This is a genomic window from Pantoea sp. SIMBA_079, from assembly GCF_046940275.1.
In the GTDB taxonomy this organism is placed as follows: domain Bacteria; phylum Pseudomonadota; class Gammaproteobacteria; order Enterobacterales; family Enterobacteriaceae; genus Pantoea; species Pantoea borealis.
Map to the genome: position 1 here is coordinate 171,703 of NZ_JAWRYR010000002.1, position 18,895 is coordinate 190,597.

Annotated in this window: 21 protein-coding genes and 1 riboswitch; of the genes, 15 read left to right on the top strand and 6 right to left on the bottom strand. The window is 54.9% G+C overall.

What is annotated here, in order from left to right; genetic code table 11:
* Positions 1-2: 2 nt before the first annotated feature.
* Both SB719_RS04750 and SB719_RS04755 read left to right on the top strand, forming a co-directional pair.
* Positions 3-455: an acyltransferase gene (locus tag SB719_RS04750; protein WP_292969301.1), complete on the top strand. Its 453-nt coding sequence runs from the start codon at positions 3-5 to the stop codon at positions 453-455.
* 103 nt (positions 456-558) lie between these two features.
* Positions 559-1,494 (top strand): ROK family protein, encoded by a 936-nt coding sequence (locus SB719_RS04755; RefSeq protein WP_292969203.1) that lies wholly within the window; start codon positions 559-561, stop codon positions 1,492-1,494.
* Here SB719_RS04755 and SB719_RS04760 read toward each other — a convergent pair.
* Entirely contained in the window at positions 1,488-2,369 is an 882-nt protein-coding gene (locus SB719_RS04760) for a LysR family transcriptional regulator (RefSeq protein WP_065647476.1), read from the bottom strand. The genes SB719_RS04755 and SB719_RS04760 overlap by 7 nt on opposite strands.
* A gap of 121 nt (positions 2,370-2,490) precedes the next feature.
* On the opposite strand from SB719_RS04760, the gene SB719_RS04765 reads away from it, so the two are divergent.
* Positions 2,491-3,216 carry a pirin family protein gene (locus SB719_RS04765; protein WP_412158964.1) on the top strand — a complete coding sequence of 242 codons (726 nt, stop codon included), beginning with the start codon at positions 2,491-2,493 and terminating at the stop codon, positions 3,214-3,216.
* A 267-nt stretch (positions 3,217-3,483) separates the two neighbouring features.
* A complete protein-coding gene (locus SB719_RS04770) occupies positions 3,484-3,696 on the top strand; it encodes a glycine zipper 2TM domain-containing protein (protein ID WP_065647474.1) in 213 nt (70 codons plus the stop codon).
* 116 nt (positions 3,697-3,812) lie between these two features.
* On the opposite strand, the gene SB719_RS04775 is transcribed toward SB719_RS04770, so the two are convergent.
* The 3 genes from SB719_RS04775 to SB719_RS04785 form a co-directional block, all read right to left on the bottom strand.
* A complete protein-coding gene (locus SB719_RS04775) occupies positions 3,813-4,250 on the bottom strand; it encodes a 6,7-dimethyl-8-ribityllumazine synthase (RefSeq protein WP_065647473.1) in 438 nt (145 codons plus the stop codon).
* A 290-nt stretch (positions 4,251-4,540) separates the two neighbouring features.
* Positions 4,541-5,197, bottom strand: a complete 657-nt coding sequence (locus SB719_RS04780) for an isochorismatase family protein (RefSeq protein ID WP_304231684.1) — start codon at positions 5,195-5,197, stop codon at positions 4,541-4,543.
* A 377-nt stretch (positions 5,198-5,574) separates the two neighbouring features.
* Positions 5,575-6,486: a LysR family transcriptional regulator gene (locus SB719_RS04785; protein WP_304231682.1), complete on the bottom strand. Its 912-nt coding sequence runs from the start codon at positions 6,484-6,486 to the stop codon at positions 5,575-5,577.
* 745 nt (positions 6,487-7,231) lie between these two features.
* On the opposite strand from SB719_RS04785, the gene SB719_RS04790 reads away from it, so the two are divergent.
* From SB719_RS04790 to SB719_RS04815, 6 genes are all read left to right on the top strand, one after another.
* Entirely contained in the window at positions 7,232-7,705 is a 474-nt protein-coding gene (locus SB719_RS04790) for a helix-turn-helix domain-containing protein (RefSeq protein WP_304231680.1), read from the top strand.
* A gap of 249 nt (positions 7,706-7,954) precedes the next feature.
* Positions 7,955-8,075: riboswitch (TPP riboswitch) on the top strand.
* Positions 8,076-8,197: 122 nt separating this feature from the next.
* A complete protein-coding gene (locus SB719_RS04795; RefSeq protein WP_304231678.1) occupies positions 8,198-9,142 on the top strand; it encodes an FAD-dependent oxidoreductase in 945 nt (314 codons plus the stop codon).
* Complete coding sequence (gene thiS / locus SB719_RS04800) at positions 9,126-9,323, top strand: sulfur carrier protein ThiS (protein WP_065647470.1); 198 nt, start codon at positions 9,126-9,128, stop codon at positions 9,321-9,323. The genes SB719_RS04795 and thiS overlap by 17 nt, the downstream gene beginning before the upstream one ends.
* 3 nt (positions 9,324-9,326) lie before the next feature.
* On the top strand, positions 9,327-10,085 hold the full coding sequence (locus SB719_RS04805; RefSeq protein ID WP_293005514.1) for a thiazole synthase: 759 nt from the start codon (positions 9,327-9,329) through the stop codon (positions 10,083-10,085).
* 10 nt (positions 10,086-10,095) lie between these two features.
* Positions 10,096-11,103 carry a HesA/MoeB/ThiF family protein gene (locus tag SB719_RS04810; protein WP_304231675.1) on the top strand — a complete coding sequence of 336 codons (1,008 nt, stop codon included), beginning with the start codon at positions 10,096-10,098 and terminating at the stop codon, positions 11,101-11,103.
* Between the two features lie 66 nt (positions 11,104-11,169).
* Complete coding sequence (locus SB719_RS04815; protein ID WP_065647467.1) at positions 11,170-11,628, top strand: hypothetical protein; 459 nt, start codon at positions 11,170-11,172, stop codon at positions 11,626-11,628.
* Positions 11,629-12,040: 412 nt separating this feature from the next.
* Here SB719_RS04815 and SB719_RS04820 read toward each other — a convergent pair whose 3' ends face one another.
* Entirely contained in the window at positions 12,041-12,955 is a 915-nt protein-coding gene (locus SB719_RS04820; RefSeq protein ID WP_065647466.1) for a LysR family transcriptional regulator, read from the bottom strand.
* Between the two features lie 137 nt (positions 12,956-13,092).
* On the opposite strand from SB719_RS04820, the gene SB719_RS04825 reads away from it, so the two are divergent.
* From SB719_RS04825 to SB719_RS04835, 3 genes are all read left to right on the top strand, one after another.
* Complete coding sequence (locus SB719_RS04825; protein WP_314689079.1) at positions 13,093-14,094, top strand: zinc-binding alcohol dehydrogenase family protein; 1,002 nt, start codon at positions 13,093-13,095, stop codon at positions 14,092-14,094.
* Positions 14,095-14,310: 216 nt separating this feature from the next.
* Entirely contained in the window at positions 14,311-15,078 is a 768-nt protein-coding gene (locus SB719_RS04830; protein ID WP_065647464.1) for a transporter substrate-binding domain-containing protein, read from the top strand.
* Positions 15,079-15,117: 39 nt separating this feature from the next.
* Positions 15,118-16,221: a DUF2817 domain-containing protein gene (locus SB719_RS04835; protein ID WP_412158965.1), complete on the top strand. Its 1,104-nt coding sequence runs from the start codon at positions 15,118-15,120 to the stop codon at positions 16,219-16,221.
* On the opposite strand, the gene SB719_RS04840 is transcribed toward SB719_RS04835, so the two are convergent.
* Positions 16,183-16,953, bottom strand: coding sequence for a 2OG-Fe(II) oxygenase family protein (locus SB719_RS04840; protein ID WP_065647462.1), 771 nt, complete (start codon positions 16,951-16,953; stop codon positions 16,183-16,185). The genes SB719_RS04835 and SB719_RS04840 overlap by 39 nt on opposite strands.
* 98 nt (positions 16,954-17,051) lie before the next feature.
* Here SB719_RS04840 and SB719_RS04845 point away from each other — a divergent pair, with 98 nt between their 5' ends.
* Both SB719_RS04845 and SB719_RS04850 read left to right on the top strand, forming a co-directional pair.
* Positions 17,052-17,954, top strand: coding sequence for a LysR substrate-binding domain-containing protein (locus SB719_RS04845; protein WP_412158966.1), 903 nt, complete (start codon positions 17,052-17,054; stop codon positions 17,952-17,954).
* Positions 17,955-18,010: 56 nt separating this feature from the next.
* Entirely contained in the window at positions 18,011-18,868 is an 858-nt protein-coding gene (locus tag SB719_RS04850) for an AraC family transcriptional regulator (protein WP_065647460.1), read from the top strand.
* Positions 18,869-18,895 lie beyond the last annotated feature (27 nt).

Here is an 18,895-nt window from a genome sequence, read left to right on the forward strand (position 1 = left end):
GTATGATGATGCGTCAGGCTGGCGTGGTGAATGTGCGCGCCGGACAGAATGTGACGGTGGTTGAGCCGGTTAATCTTTATGGATGCAGGCTGGACGATGAGGTATTTGTCGGCCCGTTCACCGAAATACAGGCGCATACTACCGTCGGACACGGCACGCGGGTGCAGTCGCACAGTTTTATTTGTGAATATGTCACGATCGGCGCGCGCTGCTTTATTGGTCATGGCGTCATGTTCGCCAATGATATGTTTCGCGAGGGCAAACCCGACGCCGATCGCGCCAGCTGGGGTCGTATTGTGCTGGGGGATGACGTCTCTGTAGGGAGTGGTGCCACTATTCTGGCGGTCACCATCTGCAGCGGCGCGGTGATCGGCGCCGGTAGCGTGGTCACACGCGATATTACTGAAAAAGGCGTTTACGCCGGTAATCCTGCGCGGCTGCTGCGCACGCTTTAGCCTTAGATTGCGCCGATGCGAAAAAACCTGTCCGGCCCGTTTCCTGTCGGCGTTATTTTATTTACATTGCCAGCACCTTTTTGCTGACTCAGCGGACTCTGCAATGACCAGCTCTTCCTTACCGGTAATCTGCCTCGATCTTGGCGGTTCATTTATCAAACTCGGCGTGATGACACAGCCTGAGCAAATTCAGCTGCTCGATCAGCAGCCGATGCCCGCCCGGTCATGGGAAACGTTTTGCGCCACCGTCAGCGACACGATCGCCAGACATCAGGCTCATTTCAGCGCGCACTCCCCGGTCGCGGTGTCCACCGCCGGGATCGTAGCGCCGCTGAGTGGCGAAATGTTTGCCAGTAACATACCCGCTTTTCACGGGCGGCACATGGCGCAGGAACTTGCCGTACATCTGCAGCGTCCGGTCACGGTCCATAACGATGCTGACTGCTTTGCCGTTGCGGAGGCGCTGGCCGGGGCCGGACAGGGGCATAAAGTGGTGCTGGGCGCTATTCTGGGCTCAGGCGTGGGCGGCGGGCTGGTCGCTGATGGCCGGTTGATCACCGGACAGAATGGCTTAACCGGTGAATGGGGACATGGCCCGATCACTCTGCGTGAAGTTGATATTGACGGCAAAACGGTCGCCATACCGCGGCAGCCGTGCCCGTGCGGTCAGGTCGGCTGTCTTGATACCTATGGCGGCGCGCGCGGTCTGGAAACCCTGCATCGCGTACTGCATGATGAAGCGCTCAGCAGCAAAGCGATCGTTTCGCGCTGGCAGGCAGACGAAAAACAGGCGCAGCAGACGCTACAGGCGTGGCTCCAGCTCGTGAGTGAACCGCTGGCCTATACCGTTAATATCACCGGAGCCAGCTGCGTCGCCGTGGGGGGCGGACTCGCCTCCACTGAACCGCTGATAGCCGCCCTTAACGAGGCGGTACAGCAGCGGGTACTGCGACGTACGCCGCAGCCGCTGGTGATCCCCGGCCGGCATGCCCATCAGGGAGGCATGCTGGGCGCAGCGCTGCTGGCGCTGGCTCACTGAGCCGCCATTTTTTGCTGCAAAAACGCAATAAACTGCCGGTGGATCTCGCTGCGCTGGCGATGCTGCGGATAGAGCGCATTAAGATGCAGTGAGGCGGGCTGCCACGCATCCAGCACGCGAATTAATTCACCGCTGGCCAGCGCCGGCGCCACAATGAATTCCGGCAGCAGGATCAGCCCAAGCCCGGCAATTGCCGCGTCGCGCAGCATTTCACCATTGTTGCTGACCATGGGCCCCTGCACTGCAATGACGCTGCGCTGCCCGTCTCTGAACAGCTCCCAACCCTGCTGACTTTCGCGGCCGTAGCGCAGGCAGCGGTGCTGCGACAGCTCCGAAGGCGTCTCCGGCGCACCGGCGCCCTGAATATAGGCGGGACTGCCGCAGATCACCCGCCGGAACTCTCCCAGCCGGCGTGCAATCAGGCTGGAGTCGGGCAGGGTGCCAATACGAATGGCCATATCAAATCCTTCTCCCACCATATCCACATAGCGGTCGGCCAGCTCGACCTGAAATTGCAGCCCCGGATGCAGCGTGAGAAATTCGGCAATATAAGGGGACAGATGCGTGATGCCGAATGACATCGGCACGCTCAGGCGAAAGCTGCCCTGCAAAGCCTGATGACGACCGGATACCGCCAGTTCTGCCTCCTGCACATCATCCAGTATGCGCTGAGCATGACGCGCAAACAGCAGACCATTTTCTGTCACCGAAAGCTTGCGGGTATTGCGGTTAAGCAGGCGGGTGCCCAGCGCCGCTTCCAGCGCCGCCATGCGCCGGCTGACATACTGCTTGGAAAGCATCAGCTGTTCAGCTGCTGCACTGAAGTTGCCGGTATTGATAACAGCAACGTAAATCCGGAGATCGTCTATCTGCATAATGTCCACTAAATCGTGACAGTGATTGTCATTTCAGCACATTGTTGAGCAAATCAGTTTACGTATACTGAATCACATCAGGAAGCAAAATCGCTTTTCCTTACTTATTCAGGAGCAGATCATGATTGAACAACGCCTCTCACATCAGCGCGGCACCGGCGATCACGGCTGGCTGCATTCCCGTCATACGTTTTCGTTTGCCGGTTACCGCGACCCGCAGCAGGTGGGTTTCTCCGACCTGCTGGTGATCAACGATGACCGCGTTGCGCCCGGGCGCGGCTTTGGTGCTCACCCGCACAACAATATGGAGATCATCTCTTATGTACTGGAAGGCGCCCTGGAGCACAAAGATTCAATGGGCACCGGTTCCGTTATCGTACCGGGTGACGTGCAGCTGATGAGCGCCGGCAGCGGCGTGACGCACAGCGAGTTTAACCACTCGAAAAATGACAACGTGCATTTTCTGCAGATCTGGATTGTTCCGGCAGAGCGTAACACCCCGCCCGGCTATCAGCAGGTTTCGGTGGCGGAAGAGGAAAAACGCGGCAAACTGCGCCTGATTGTCTCTCCGCAGGGTGACGCCGGTTCGCTGCAGGTGCGTCAGGACATGCGCATCTATGCCGGTTTGTTCACGGGTGATGAGCAGCAAACGCTGACGCTGGCAGCCAATCGCTACGCCTATATTCACGTGGCGCGCGGCAGTATCAACGTTAATGGTGTGAGCTTCAACGCAGGCGACGGCGCGCGGGTACGTAATGAAACGGCGCTGACCTTTGCGCAGGGTAATGATGCAGAGGTGCTGGTGTTCGATCTGCGCCCGCTTGAAGTCAATCATCCTCAGCGTTAATAGTAAAAAAGGGTAGCGTGCCGCAGCGGGCTACCCTTTATTCAGAACTGTTCTCCATTATTTCCTCACGTTTGACTGTTTTCTCAGCGCTCAATTCTGAACCCGTACAGGGCCACGCTAAAATAAGAATTTTTACCTTTCTTTAATTTTAGTCACGCTTTAAATTTGCATCCTGAGACCCATGCTATCTTTCGGCAAAGGGCGATCAAATAACAAACAACGTTAACCTGATTGCATTCCATTTTTTAAATGGTAATGAGGATTTTGATGACTTTAAAACGCAGCTTTAATATTGTTGCCGTGCTGGTGCTGGCTTTTTCTGTTACCGCATGCAGCGGCATGTCACACCGTGGTAAAAATACCGCAATTGGCGCTGGCGTCGGCGCACTGGGCGGTGCCGTGCTGACCGGTGGCAGTACCTTCGGTACGCTGGGCGGGGCGGCTATTGGCGGATTGATTGGCCATGAAGCAAGTCGTTAAACAGTAAATATGACAGGACGCGCATGATGATATTATTGCGCGTCCTGTAAATAAGCTTATTTCTGCATTGCACGCCATTATTAAACAGGCGGAACAAACGTAATGCTTTATCAGCCTTAATCAATATTAAGCTGATGAATAGCCAGCACGGCTCGCGCAGCTTCTTTTCCCTTCTTAATAAAATGTTCGGTATAAAAAGATTCCAGTTCATTGACCGGCTGAAAATTATGTGGCGTCAGTGAAACGGAAAATACCGGTACGTTGGTACTGAGCTGCACGCTCATCAGGCCATCAACCACCGCCTGCGCAACAAAATCGTGACGATAAATTCCGCCATCTACAACCAGTGCTGCACAAACGATAGCGTCAAAACGTCCGGTTTCGGCCAGGCGCTTTGCCAGCAGCGGCATCTCAAAAGCGCCGGGCACATCATAGGTTTTAAGCACGCTGTCGACGCCCTGCTCATTGAATTCACTGACAAAACCCGCCAGCGCATTGTTCACAATATCTTTATGCCAGCCAGCCTTGATAAAGGCGATTTTAATCTGTTCCATAAGTCTTCCGTCATTGGCCAAAGTAGAGTAGGCGGATAATTATCCGTAAATTTTCATCATTTTCATTAACATGAGTGTGTATAACATAGCCTGGTGGTGCGATCCACTGCAGTACGTTGCCATCAGACGTATTGTTACGCTTCTTTTAAACGATTCGTGAGAAAGGAGGCCAAAAAATTTGGCCGGGCGTGAGATAGAAGGAGAAATTGATGGAAACCCCGCCTAAGCGGGGGAATCTTTACTGCTTAATGGACAACATGATTAGCATAAGCATTGAAGATTTTTAAAACTTACTTTTGGCCGTGAACCATGTCATAAGCATACTGAATACCGATACCGAACGCGCCAGCATGTTTCTGGCTGATCTCACTGGTCAGGCCGTAAGTTTCTTTGCGTTCCCAATCGCGCTGTAGTTCGAGCAGGTAGTTAACAGCAGTGATAGGACGAGCGCCGGATTGAATCATACGCTGGATTGCCATTTGATGCGCTTCTTCGGTCATATCACCGCTTGCATCGGTAATGATGTAAACCTCGAAACCTTGCTCTAACGCGCTCTGAACAGGTCCGTTCAGGCAAACAGAGGTCCACAGACCCGCAAACACCAGACGATCACGGTGGAGCTCGTTCACGCCATCAATAAAGTTTTGATCCTCCCATGCATTTGAGGTGGTGCGGTTAATGTATGGTTTTTCTGATTCAGGGAATACCGAGGAAATTTCAGGGAAAACCGGACCCGCAAAATCACTGCGAGAAATGGTAGAAATCAGAGTCGGTATTTTAAAGCCTTTAGCGGTTTCAGCCAGAATAGCAACATTTGCACGCAAATCACCGATGCCGATATTTTTAGTATTAAATGCCATTTGTGCCTGATGGTCCAACAGTATCAAACCGTGGTTGTGCGGGTTTAACAGATTTTTACCTTCGGCTGCGACAGCTTTAATGGTCATGCTTTTAATCCTCGATTAATTTTGATTAAACGTATCGTTTTTAGCGGCGACAGGAACTATAAAAAATAATTTCCATTGCGTCCGTGCGTATTTGGAAAGCTGACTTTGCATAAACAAAAGTTGCGAATGTTGAGGGTTTATCACATATTCAGGTATGCAATTTAGAAGCGCATTGTCTGTAAATTAAAAGATAAACTCTCTGTCCTGGAAGAAGAAGTTGGTATTTTTACAGGCTTGAATTCTCTCGGTAGACTTTCAGGAGAAACAGAGCCTGACCCTGGAGCAGGCCCGAAAATGATGAGGGTTTTTATTTGCCCGCCTGGTCTGGTAGGGCTGACGTATTAACGCAATTGATTTGAGAAGCTGATCATCATGGACTAAGGAATTATACCAAATATGTTTTCTCGCTCGTCTGTTAAATGCTGGATGCAGTGATTCATGAATTCACGAACTTTTGCCGATTTCCTGACATCAGGATGCGCAAGAAACCATAAATCTTCTTTTATTTCGGCAAATACAGGCGTTATTCGAACAAGATTATCGTTCTCATCGCCATGCATACACGGTAAAAGCCCGATACCAATTCCACCAGACACAGCAGCTGCAACGCTTAAAACTGAATTGCCACGAAAGCGAATTTTCTCTTTCGGTATGTTTGCATCAATCCACATAAATGCTTTTAGCTTTGATAAGCTATGGCTGAACGAGGACCACTCCAGCTTGCAGAGTTGCTCATAATCGATTTGTCTGCCTTCCCAGGCCTTGCGGTTGCCATAAACAGCCCAGGTTGCTGAACCTATTTTTCGGCCTGATAGATGCTCCGGCACGTTATACGTAGCGCGAAAAGCGATATCAGCCTGCCCCTCGGAAAGATTGGCTGATTCATTACCAATTGATACAGCAAATGAAATTTTTGGATTCTTAGCCGTAAATGAAGCGATTAATGGAACCAGGTAATCGTAGAGCAACGCATCGGATGTTGTAATGCGAATTTCACCAGAAAGTCCGCGGACTTCTTCTGTGATGCTACGGAGCACATGGTTAACATCATCTTCAACACGGTGAGCCAGTAAAATGAGCTCCGCGCCTGCCGCTGTGGGCACATACTGAGAGCGACGCCGCAGGAAAAGTGACAGACCCAGAACATTTTCAATTGCACCCAGGCGCCTGAATAAGGTGGAGTGATTCATGTCAAGAGCATCAGAGGCGCGTGATAAGTTACCATGCTCGCCTACTGCCAGAACAACTTTTAAATCGTCGTAGGAAAAGCGGTTTAGAATATTATGCATGGCTACTGCCTTGAATGATCATCACGCTGTTACGCTGTTGTATTGTTACCATCTTTATTACTCCATTCGATGCTAAATTAACCCGGGATTCTGCATAAATCTGACTTAATATCGTGGCCTTTAGGGCGATTTAACAAAATTCATTTTCTACAGGGAGGTGTACAAGTAATGATTAATATGGCTTTTTTTTGTTCAGCTTAACGTCAGGAATAGCAGTCACAGTATTCACATAAATCATCAGGCGCTTTTATAAATCTTTCAATTCATACAGCAGTTCTTAAATACGGATACAATTTCTCCCGTTCTGGCAAGAGCTGAGATGACAGAAAATCTAGCATATTCTTTTTGGTCTTTAAAGCCTGTCATTTTTTGCTGTATTACCTTCAGGGCATAGATGTTACTGCTTTCGTTGTTGCTATGACTTTTGTTGAATAATGCGTCTGTTATCACTCTCTCATTCTATAATAGCCTCATGCATAAGCGAGCGCTTCTTAAAAAGCATGGATTTTTTTCAGCCTGAAATGTGAGCGTTATTGTAAATATATTATGTAGGAATGTTTCAAATTCTGATATTAAGGAGTGGTTTTTCTTTTTTTTGATTTACACTTTGTCGGTGTGCAAGCTCGACTTTGCAAACATTCAAACAATGACACAAGCTTCTTGCGTATATTCTGAGGGCTTTCCGGAAAGTAAATATCAAATATAATTTTATATATTAGTTAACAGTTAAATATGAGGGTCTTTAATGAAACCGGAAAGAGTTAATGTTCGTCTCTCTGTGGTAGCTGAAATGACTCAATGGATTAACGAAAACGTCCAGCGAGGCATTCATGCTGCAGACGTAACAAAACAAAGTGGCTATACGCACTGGCATTTCCAGCGCCTTTTTCGCGAGGTAACAGGTTACACGCTGTCTGAATACATTCGTTTGTCACGTATTCTCAGCATTGCCTGCGTGCTGGCTACGTCAAATTTGAAAATCACGCATATTTGCTATGATTACGGCTTCCCAGGCCAGCAGGGGGTGGCACGACTGTTTCGAAAATACCTCAACTGCACACCGACAGATTTTCGGCGCTGTGTGCAGGAAAACCCTGATTTGCTCAGCATGATTACTGATACTCTGCTGGCTGAATACACTTACGTTAAAAAAGCTTCACGAAAGGATGAAAAAAAATTACATCTAAACGATGCAGCTCAAACAAACAGCAACATGTAAAATGAACGCTTACTGTATATTCTGATCCTTGCGGACACATAAGTATTGCGGCACTTTGCTATATCAATCTATTCAGCCATCAGCTAAACCTATCCTTTCGCTGAAAAAACAGCATGAAAAGATTGTAATATTCTGATTTTTAGTCATTTTAAGAACTCAGAAGAGCCTTCCTTTTCAGTACAAAATATAAGCGTATGCAGAGCGTACGGGCAGGCGCTCCTTGACGGCGTGATGCGGCTTGAATAAAACTAAAGATGTCGGGGGAGTCTCGCCACAGAGACTGAGAGGCTGATAGCGCAACCGCGCGGTTCAGCGACCCTTTGAACCTGACCCAGTTGATACTGGCGTAGGAAGACTGAGGGCGCCCGACCGGTGCCGTCCTGGATGTTGCAGCAAACGGCTGTACCTCCCTATCTCCCTTCCTGTATCTACGGGTCTCAGTCAACACTGAGAGGCCGATGTGACCCTTCTTTTTTATCCGGAAACCGGACAATGAGCCGCTGGAGCGTGTTAGGCGCAGGCGTCAGCGGACTATGCGTGGCCACTCTGCTGGCGGAGCGTGGTGAATCCGTTGAAGTCATCGATGACGCGCAGCGTCCGCCTGCCTCGTGGTATGCCGGCGGCATGCTGGCACCCTGGTGTGAAGCAGAAAGCGCGCCCGCCGACGTTATTTCGCTCGGCCAGCATGCCGCCCGCTGGTGGCAGCAGCGCGTCAGCGGCGTTGAACATCAGGGTACGCTGGTGCTGGCTCCGCCACGCGACAGTCAGGAACTGAACCGTTTTGCGCGCCTCACCCACGCGCATCAGTGGGTCAATCCGGCAGAGGTAGAGCCGGCGCTGGAAGATCGTTTCGCACGGGGGCTGCTGTTTGCGGGCGAAGCACACCTTGATCCCCGGCTGGCACTCACCGAACTGCGTCAGAACCTTGAAGCTCAGGGTACAACGTTCCATCACGCTGCGCCTTCGGGCCAGATTATCGATTGTCGCGGCATTCATGCCCGCGCTGCGTTGCCATCATTACGGGCGGTGCGCGGTGAAATGATTATTTTACAGAGTCAGGAACTGCATTTTTCGCGACCGCTTCGCCTGCTGCATCCGCGCTTTCCCTGCTATCTGGTCCCGCGGCGCAACGGCTGTTTCATGCTGGGAGCCACCATGATCGAGAGCGATGATGACAGCGCGATCAGCGCCCGCGCCATGATGGAGCTGCTGAGCGCCGCGTGGACGATACATCCGGCGCTGGCTGAAGCGCGCATCATTGAGAGCGCCAGTGGCCTGCGGCCCGCCTGGCCGGACAACCTGCCCGAAATTCGTTATCAAAACGGTATTCATTATCTTAACGGCATGTATCGCCACGGCTTTCTGCTGGCGCCGATGCTGGCAGAGCAGCTGATGCAACAACTGACTCAGGAGACCCCTTATGCAAATCCAGCTTAACGGACAGACCATTGAAACGCAGGCGCAGACAGTGAGCGAACTGCTGCAGGAGCAGCAGATTGATGCCAGCTGTGTGGCGACGGCGCTGAATGGCAACTTCGTGCCCAGAAGCGCTTATCCGCACCAGTCGCTGGCGGCGGGCTGCCAGCTGGAAGTGTTGTCGCCGATGCAGGGAGGGTAAGGCATGTTTTATGATTTTGCAGGCACATCGCGCTTTCTGCTCGGGACCGCCGGGTATCCGTCACCGGCCATTCTGCAGCAGGCCATAGCGGCGGCAGGCAGTGAAATTATCACCGTAAGCTTGCGGCGGGAAGGCAGTGCGGGTGCCGCGTTTCGCGAACTGCTGACCAGCCTGAACGTCCGCGTACTGCCAAATACTGCAGGCTGCCACACGGTGAAAGAAGCGGTCACCACGGCGCATATGGCGCGCGAACTGTTTAATACTGCCTGGATCAAACTTGAGGTGATCGGGCACGCTGATACGCTGCAGCCCGATCCGTTTGCGCTGGTGGAAGCCGCACGCATCCTGTGCGCCGAAGGCTTCAGCGTGTTTCCCTATACCACAGAAGATCTGATTGTTGGCGAGAAACTGCTGGCTGCCGGCTGTGAGTTATTAATGCCCTGGGGGGCGCCGATTGGCTCCGGGCAGGGGCTGCGTAACATTGACGGGCTGCGCGCCATGCGGGCGTGGTTCCCGGATACACCGCTGATTATCGATGCCGGCATCGGTGCGCCTTCACAGGCGGCGCAGGCGATGGAGCTGGGCTTTGATGGCATCCTGCTTAACACTGCCGTCGCGAAAGCGGGCGATCCCATCCGCATGGCAGCGGCGTTCAGCCAGGCGATTGCTGCGGGGCGCAGCGCCTGTGAGGCGGGGCTGATGGAAAAGCGCGATATGGCGATGGCGTCAACGCCGATATTTGGTCTGGCCACGCTGAGCTGAGGAGAACAGGATGGAACGCTATCAGCGACAAATGATGTTGCCGGAAATTGGTGAGTCAGGACAGCGTAAACTGATGCAGGCGCGCGTGCTGATAGCAGGCGCGGGGGGGCTGAGCGCAACGCTTCTGCCGCAGCTGGCGGGAGCAGGTGTGGGAACGCTGCGTATTTATGATGCCGATGAAGTGGCGTTGCATAATCTGCATCGCCAGACGCTGTTTACGCAGCAGGATATCGGGCAGTCAAAAGTGCTCAGTGCGCGTCAGGCGCTGGCGCAGCGTAATCCGGAGGTCAATATCGAAACCTGCGCGCAGGCGCTGACGGCAAGTAACATCGCGCAGGCTATCGCTGGCTGCACGCTGGTCATCGACGCGGCCGATAATTTTGCCGTGACCTGGCAACTTTCAGACGCCTGCTATGCGGCCGGTACGCCGTTTATCAGCGCTTCAGTGCTGGGCCGGCAGGGCTATGCGGGCGGATTTTGCGCTGGTGCTCCCAGCTACCGGGCGCTGTTTCCCCGGCTGCCGCGTACGGCCGCCAGCTGTAGCACGGCAGGCGTGATGGGACCGGCTGTGGCCGTGCTGGGTGCCATGCAGGCGCAGATGGCCCTGACGGTACTGCTTGAGCTGCAGCCGTCCCCGCTGGGATTGATGGTTAACTGCGATTTTGTGAACTGGCACTTTCGTGCGTTTCGCTTTGATGAAGCGCAGGAACCTGCTGTACCGGGCGTGCCCTTTATCGATCGCTCGCTGCTTACTCCGGCAGATTGTGTCGTCGAACTACGCAGCCGGGATGAAGCGCCCGCCAGCGTGGCCAGCCAGGCTGAACGCATTTTACCGGCAGACCTGTCTGCCTGGCAGCCCCCCGCCGGACGGCGCATTGTGCTGGTTTGCGCCAGCGGCCTGCGCGCTGCGCAGGCGGCCAGCGAGCTGGCGGAGCGGGGCTATACAGATCTGGCTATCCTGGCGGCAAACAACATCCCGGAGGCAGGCAGTTTTTCGGAAAATACTGGAATCCTGTGACTGTTATCACATGAGAAGCCACGCTAAACTAAACGCTTCTCATTTTGTTAAGGGGTGTTCGTCACAATGTTTTCACGTTTTACACTGGCTTCTTTAGCCGCTGCCTTGCTGCTTACCGGCTGCGCCCGTCATCATTCCGGTGAGGCTGCCAGCAGCACGCCAGCAGAAGTAAGTGCTGCCGCGCCGATTGAGAACAGCAACACCGACACGCCCTTTGCCAGCGGCCCCACGGTGATTAACGTTTCGCACCTGGTTACGCGCACTGATGACGGATCGGCAGTGTATGTCACCGTTGACGGTCAGGACGCAGGTATGCTGAAAAAAGGTGAGAATAAAGAGATCCGCGTTGCGGCAGGCAAGCATGAAATTGGCGGCTACGTCCAGACGCTGTTTGGTTTTGGCAAAGTCACTATTCCCGGGGTTGATATCACCACGGATGCGACTAACCCGAAACATGTGGTTTATTCGGTGACCCGTCAGCGTCCGCAGTTCAGCGAAAGCAGTACGCCTCCCGATAACTCCTGAGAAAGTGCGGTGCTGCAGCACCGCTCCATCACGCGACACTCTGCACTATTCAGGTGGCCGTCTGACATCAGCTCAGCAGCGCATGAATGACATCAATGACATTGATGACGACAATAAAAAACACAATGTGCGTAAGCGGCCTGCGCGACCGGGATCTGGAATAAGACATTACCCATCCTGAATAGTTGGCCTGACAAATATGTACTGTCACTTACTATTACCTATTCAGAATAAGAATACCATGCCAGGCCAGGCTAAACCGGAGGGGTGCCCGGGTTACACACCCGGAAAAGGCTGTCAGGATGCAATTTGCGGCATACATGCAGCAGAGAATAGAGAGCAATCCGAACCCGATTATCAGAAGTGCTGGCGCTAATAAGCAGAGCCCTGCGGTTAAAAACCAGGCTGATTGTTAATTTTTACCCGGCATCGCGATGCTGTTTTGCAGATGCTGACGTAAGTAATGATGAAGAGCGCGGATCGCCGGCGAGAACTGCCGGCGGTGCGGACAGATCAGGTGCAGCGGGGTCGGCTCGCCCGTTACTTCAGGCAGAATCCACTCCAGCCTCCCCAGGCGCACATCTTCAGCCACATCCAGCCAGGATTTATAGGCGATACCCATCCCCGCCAGCGCCCAGCGGCGTGCGACTTCAGCGTCATCGCACAGAAGGCGGCTTTTTACCGTGATGAGCTGCGTGCCATCGCCCTGCGGGAAGCTCCATTTGTCATACACGTGGCCTCCCATCATAAACGGCAGACAGTGGTGGCGGGTCAGGTCGGTCAGCGCGGCCGGCCGGCCATGTTCGTTGAGATAATCGGGTGACGCGACCAGTACCCGGCGGTTATTTTCAGCCAGCGGCAGCGCAACGTAGCTGCTCTCCTCTAATTTGCCGTAGCGGATAGCAATATCTACCGGATCGCGGAAGACGTTACTGACCTGGTCGGAGAGTGAAAGGCGCAGCTGTAATCCGGTATGCTGACGGCAGAAACGGGTCAGCAAGGGCAGAAGAATATGCCGCCCGATATCAGATGGCATCGCAATTTTCAGTTCACCGCGCAGTTCGTCGTCATGACGCTGCAGACTCTCTGCACCTGCCTGCATCAGCGCCAGCATCTCCTGTGCAAAAGGCAGATAGCGTTCACCCTCGGCGGTCAATCGCAGACTGCGCGTTGAGCGCGCAAACAGGCGGCGATCGAGATCGCGCTCCAGCCGCTGAATAGCTGCGCTGACCTGACCCGGCAGCAGGTTTGCTTCGCGCGCGGCACGGGAGAAGCTGCCCAGCGCAGCCGATCGGACAAACAGCGTAATATCTTCGAGGCGAACCATAGCGTTTTTACCTGATGAACTGGATTTTCACTCTACGAGTGAAAGTCTTCCCCTGCAACGTTGATTTTTCCGGGTGCTATTGCCCGCTATGCTTGATGGGTACACAAAAAACCTGTCAATCACCATGGAGATAAGGCATGAAAGCCATTGTTTATAATCAGAACGGCTTACCCATTTCGGATGAAAATGCGCTGTATGACGCTGAGGTTGACAAACCCCGGCCCGGCGCCCGTGATCTGCTGGTCAAAATCAATGCCATCGCGGTGAATCCGGTCGATACCAAAGTACGTAAAGGTGCCGCCACTGAGCAGCCGCGTATTCTGGGCTGGGATGCCGTTGGCGTGGTAGAAGCAGTGGGTGAAGCGGTTACGCTGTTCCGGCCGGGTGATGAAGTCTTTTATGCCGGCGATATCAGTCGGGCCGGCAGCTACGCAGAGTATGGTCTGGTGGATGAGCGCATTGCCGGCCATAAACCGCGCTCGCTGAGCGATGCCGATGCGGCTGCGCTGCCGCTGACGTCACTGACCGCGTGGGAGCTGCTGTTTGATCGCCTTGAGGTGCAGGCGGATGAGAACGCGGCGCTGCTGATCGTGGGCGCAGGCGGAGGCGTCGGTTCTATCCTTACTCAGCTGGCACGCAAGCTCACCGGTCTGACGATTATCGGCACGGCATCACGTCCGGAAACCGAAGCGTGGGTGCAGCAGCAGGGCGCACATCATGTCATCAATCATCACCAGCCGCTGGCGGAGCAACTGCGCGCACTCGGCATCGACACGGTGAAGTATGTTGCGTCGCTGACGCACACTGACAGCTACTATACGCAGCTGATTGAAGTGCTGGCGCCGCAGGGCAAGCTGGCGCTGATTGACGATCCGGAGACGCTGGATGCCATGCCGCTTAAGCGCAAGGCGATCTCATTACACTGGGAACTGATGTTTACGCGTTCGCTGTTTGAAACGCCGGATATGCAGCGGCAGCATGAGATTCTGCAGCGTATCAGCCAGCTGATTGATGAGGGCACGCTGAAGACCACCGCCGGTGAACACCTCGGCACCATTAATGCTGCCAGCCTGCGTAAAGCGCATGCGCTGATCGAAAGCGGACGCGCGCGCGGTAAGCTTGTGCTAAGCGGTTTCTGATAATGTTTTTACCGGGTGCGGAGCAGACGCTGCGTGCCCGTTTTCAGACCGAAACCATCATAACCCACCTTAAGATAATCTGACGTCCGTCGTAATTTTCTCTAACCCTCTAACTATTATAAGAATTTGCTCTGCAAATCTGGTCTGCGGCTATGGCCGAACCCGGCGGCTCATGATATGACTGGTCTCTGTGCTTTCAGCCTTCCGGAGAGAATTATGTACAAGCGAATTTCACTGGCTCTGCTGCTCTCATATTGCGCTATTCAGTCAGCCGCAGCGCAACAGACGCTGCGCTTTGGCGTCGATCCTACTTTTCCACCTTTTGAATCCAAAGCCAGCGATGGATCGCTGCAGGGGTTTGACATCGATCTCGGTAACGCCATTTGTGCCCAGGCCAAAGTGACCTGCAAATGGGTACAGATTGGCTTTGATGGCTCTATTCCGGCGCTGCAGGCGAAGAAGTTTGACGCGATTTTATCGGCGATGTCGATGACGGAGAAACGACGCGAGCAGGTTGCGTTCAGCGATATGCTCTATGTTACGCCCAGCGCGCTCATCACACCGGCTGACAGCGCGCTGACGGATGACATCGCCACGCTGCGCGGTAAAAACATCGGCGTGGCGCAGGGGACTATTCAGGAAACCTACGCACAGACTTACTGGGCACCCAAAGGCGTCAGCGTGGTTTCCTATCCTAACCAGATGGAAATTTACCCCGATCTGGTTGCCGGGCGACTGGATGGTACGCTGGCCAATGCGGTATCTGCCGATCAGGGCTTTCTGAATACCGCAGAAGGGAAAAAATATGTGAATAAAGTGACCCTGACGGATAAAGCGGTGCTGGGGAATGGCGTGGGGATCGGGCTGCGTAAAGATGACGAGGTGAATCGTAAGCTGATTAACACGGCTCTGGCAGAGCTGCACCGTAACGGCACATATGACCGCCTGGCGCAGAAATATTTCAAATATAAAGTCTATCCCTGACCGATATCAGTAAACCCGCTATCTGTCCGCTGGAGGATTATGCATAACCTGACCGATTACCGTGCACAACGCGCCCGGTTTCTTGCTGCCGTTGAGCAGAAAAAGGGCGTGGTGCACACCTGGCAACATCCGTTAACCGGTCCGGCCGGTGAGGCACTGTTTACCGATCTTGCCGTCATCGGCAATCCGCACGCCCCGCGCGTCATGCTGGTTATCTCCGGCACGCATGGCGTAGAGGGGTATTACGGGTCAGATAATCAGATTGAGTGGCTGAACAGCCTCGATGCTGCCCGCTTACCGGCAGAGTGTGCCGTGATGCTGGTACACCTGTTGAACCCGTGGGGAGCAGCGCATCTGCGGCGCGTGAATGAAGACAATATCGACCTGAACCGCAATTTCATTACGTTCAGCGCGCCGGGGCCGGATAACGCTGACTATGCACGCTATCACGCGTTCTATCACGGTGAACGGGCAGAAGCGGATCGGCTGCTGGCTGCCGCGCTGCAGCGCGACGGCTGGCCGGCGATCAAGCGGGTGGTAGAGGCCGGACAGTATCAGCACGCCGATGGCCTCTTCTATGGCGGACAGCACGCCACCTGGTCGCAGCAGACGCTGCAGAAGATTGTGGACGGCCATCTGCGGCAGGCAGAACAGATCCTGAGCTTTGATCTGCATACCGGCGCCGGGGCCTGGGGACATCCGATGCTGCTGGGCATTGCGCAGCAGCGGGTTCCTGCGCATGCCTGGGGACGCGAACTGTATGGTGAATGGCTGACGCTAATCGGCACCGGCAGCGGGCAGGAGAGCGACACCGGCGTGACGGCAACCGCGACCGGTTACGTGTCGCAGTTTTTGCTGGATCAGCTGCCGGACGGGGTCATACTGCCGCTGGTCGTCGAGTGTGGCACTTATGCGGGTGAAGAGATGCACCGGCGGGTGCGGGACGATCACTGGCTGCACTTACAGGGTGATGTGCAAAGCGCGGCCGGGCAGGCCCTCAAACAGCAGCTGGTTGAGGGGTTCTGGCCACAGGATAGCGACTGGCGCGCGCTGACGGCCTTCCGTACGCAGCAAATTTTCCGGCGCGGCTGGCAGGCGCTGCTGTCACAGACGACCATAAAACGTCAGGCGGGCGGTCTCTGACAGCGCGATCCCCGGCTGCGTATTATACGCCAGTACCGCCAGCATGCGGGTGATATCACCTTCGGTCGGCGTCACGCGATGAAGCGAATTGCGTCCGCGAAACAGCACCAGATCGCCCGCGTCAATCGCCAGCGCATCAGGTGTGTGGGTTTGATCCAGCACCGCGGCAACGCCGTCGTAGTTCATCTCGCCTGCGTCAGCATCGCGCAGATCGCGCACGTACTGAAACAGACCGCCCGCCTGCGGCTTCTGCAGCAGCAGAGTAATGGCAAAGGAGGAGTTGTCGAAATGCCAGCCCAGCTCCTGCCCCTGTGCGGCATAGTGCAGGTTGATTGACGAGAGCGGATCGGCATAAGGATAGAGGGCGCTCTCGTTCAGCACTTCACAGAGAAACTGCTTAAACAGCGTGTCGTTGTACAGCTGACGCAGCGGTGAGTCGTGAGCGATCGCCTCATCAGTAATACAGCCTTTGGTGCTGATAACATCGCGGTTACGGGGATGATCTGCGCTTAATGTCTCGTCTGTTTTCAGCAGATAGACGTTATGGTTGCTGCGCGTATGCCAGGCAAGATGGCGCTGTGCGTTACCTTCTGTAATGATGGCCTGCAGCGCTGCCGGCTGCAGAAACTGCCGCAGTACCAGTGCGCCGTGTTGTTCCAGCTGTGCGCGACACTGCGCGCGCCAGTCAGCGTCCGCCAGCGGATGCAGGTCAAAACGTATTAATTCAGACATAGTGCGGTTCCCGGTAGCAACAGTATGCTGAAAACTCTACGATGCTGCGGCGGGAATGCGTAGCGATAAATCATTACTGCCCTGCTAAGGAAACGTTAATGTCCGTCAGTGCTTCGCGTCTGCCAAAAATCAACCTTATTCTCGCGTTCAAAGCTGCTGCGGAGCTGGGCAGTCTTGCAAAAGCAGCCGCGCATCTGGCGCTGACGCCGGCGGCGATCAGCCAGCAGATCCGCCAGCTGGAGGCGCTGCTGGGACACGCCCTGTTTGTGCGTACGCAAAGCGGTGTCATGCTGACAGAAAGTGGCAGAGCCTATCTGCGCTACGTCTCAGAAGCGTTTGATATCCTGCGCATGGGCCAACTCAACCTGCTTCAGGCCGCCATCCGACCCGCGCTGACTCTCTACGCGCTGCCGGCGCTGGCATCAAAGTGGCTGATGCCGCAGCTGAATCACTGGCGGGAGCGCTGCCCTGCGAGCGATCTCTGCCTGCATGGCACCCATGCGCAGGTCGATTTCAGCGCCACGCCGGCTGATTTCGCCATCGTGTTCGGCGAGGATCGCTATCCGCAGCTGGAGAAACAGCGCCTGTTTCATGATGAAGTGCTGCCGGTAGCCAGCCCGGCACTGCTGCAGCGCTACCCGCGCGATCGGTTATTTAACCAGGCACCGCTGATCCATCTCGACTGGGGTAATGAGGGGCGCTTTCTGCCGGACTGGCGAAGCTGGCTGCAGGCGCGCGGCACTGGCGAACCCGCGCCGCAGCCCGCTTTTACCTTTAACCTGACTTCGCTGGCGATAGATGCTGCGGTGGCTGGCGCCGGGCTGCTGCTGGGACAACGACGCCTGATTGCCGCTGAGCTGGCCCGGGGCGATCTGGTTATCGCAGACAGCTACAGCCTGCCGCTCAGCAAACCTTACTACCTTGTCTGGCCGCAGCGTACGCTGCAGCAGCCCGACGCCCGGGCGCTGATAGCGTGGCTCACTGCGCTTGCGGCCGCCTGATTTTATCCGCACGCTGTTGTCAGATGATCTCAGGCGCTGCAGGAATGGACCAGACTATGTCAGACAGTAAAGATTGGGTTGAGCTGCGGCGCGACCAGGAAACCGGCATTGAGAGTATCAATGCCCATTTTAGCGGTCACGCTTACGATGCACACGATCACGATGAGCTGCTGGTCGGGGTAACCCGGCAGGGCCTGCAGCGCTTTAACTGCCGCCGTGCCTTGCATACCAGTACGCCCGGCCGCGTCATACTTATTGAGCCGGGCGCAGTGCATGATGGCCACGCGCCGGAGGCTGCGGGTTTTACTTATGTCATGCTTTATCTGCCACAGCCGTGGGTGGCTGACATGATGCAGCAGCGCGGGCAGGGTGATATTGCCCGGATGGGCGGTGCATTCCGGCATACGCTGACCGATGACGTGCAGCTTGCCCGCGCCACGGAAGAGGCGTGGTATGCCCTTCACCAGCGCGAAGGGCGTCTGGCACGCGATCAGACGCTGGATCAGCTGATGAACCTTCTGTCCCGGCATCTTGAAGTGCGCCCGGACCGGCCTGAGACGGCGGCACAGCGTCAGATGCTGCTGCTGCGTGATTATCTGCATGACTTTATGGCACAGGATATCGGACTCGACGAACTCTCGCGTCTTGCCGGGCTCGATCGTTTTCGCCTGACGCGCCAGTTTCGGCAGGCATTTGGTCAGTCGCCGCACGCTTATCTGGTGCGCCTGCGGCTGCGTGCAGCGCGTGCGCTGCTGGCGCAGGGCATCGCGCCGGTGGAGGTTGCCGCCCGGACCGGGTTTGCCGATCAGAGCCATCTCGGCCGCTGGTTCCGGCGCGCCTGGCATATGACGCCGGCAACGTATCAGCGCGCGTGCACAAATCTTCTATACGGCGCCCCGCCACGTCAGGAATGATAGCCTTTTCCGTCTGAAAGAGAGCTG